The sequence below is a fragment of the Hymenobacter crusticola genome (assembly GCF_002154225.1).
Classification (GTDB): domain Bacteria; phylum Bacteroidota; class Bacteroidia; order Cytophagales; family Hymenobacteraceae; genus Hymenobacter; species Hymenobacter crusticola.
On sequence record NZ_MTSE01000120.1, the window covers coordinates 1 to 772 of the forward strand.

The following is a 772-nucleotide window of genomic DNA, read 5'->3' on the forward strand; positions in this document are numbered from 1 at the left end:
TCACTTGGTCAAGCAGGTGCGGGAGGCCGAATTTGTGGGCTTCCTGGGACCAACTGGCGAGGATAGCCTGGGTGGGGGCCGCCACCAGCAGGGGCTGGCCGGCCGGCTGGCGGGCCATGTCGCGCAGGCCCACCAGCGTCTTGCCCAGGCCCATCGTCAGGGCCACGCCCGCCAGCGGCCGGCCCTGGAGCTGGTCCAGCACCTGGTCCTGTAAGGCCGGTCGACGATCCGCCGCGGCGGTGGGGGTGGCGGACTCGGAGGGAAAAGACATGAGCGGACAGCTAGGGCCGCCAGGCGGCGGCAGCAAGGAAAGAGAGAGCGGCCTGAGCAGGCGCTGGCGGGGCACTAGCAGGCAACGAACCAAGAACCCATACGGGCCAGGCCGCGGGGTAAACGGGCTAAGAGGACAGTTGGTGCAGTTGTGCTGCTAGCTTCGCCATCTTGGCCTCGACCTCCACGATAGCACCGGGTCGGTTCTCCGCGGTGTAGCAATCCGCGGTCTGAACAAAGGCTAAGCTTTTTCGGGCATCCTCCAGCTCTTCAGTTAACTTTTTCCGCTGGTGATCCCGGGTAGTGCTGGACGTACGCTTCCCCTGGGCGGGCGCTTGTAGCGTTTGCTGATATTCCTCTAGCAAGTAGCCCTCGGTCAGCGCTTTGAACACGGCCCCGCCTTTCTTCTTGACTTGGCCGGTTTTGGCTTGCGCGCTCACCGTGGTGAGCACGTAGCGAACATAGCCCAGATCGTAGGTGCCGGCCTGCAGTTGTTCTCGGA

The 772-nt window shown here is 64.4% G+C and carries 2 protein-coding genes; both read right to left on the minus strand.

Annotated elements, in window-relative coordinates:
- On the minus strand, positions 1-271 hold a 271-nt coding region (locus BXP70_RS29135), incomplete at its 3' end, for a hypothetical protein (RefSeq protein ID WP_218779907.1).
- Between the two features lie 127 nt (positions 272-398).
- Positions 399-772: hypothetical protein (locus tag BXP70_RS30210; RefSeq protein WP_179197911.1), on the minus strand; the 374-nt coding region annotated here is incomplete at its 5' end.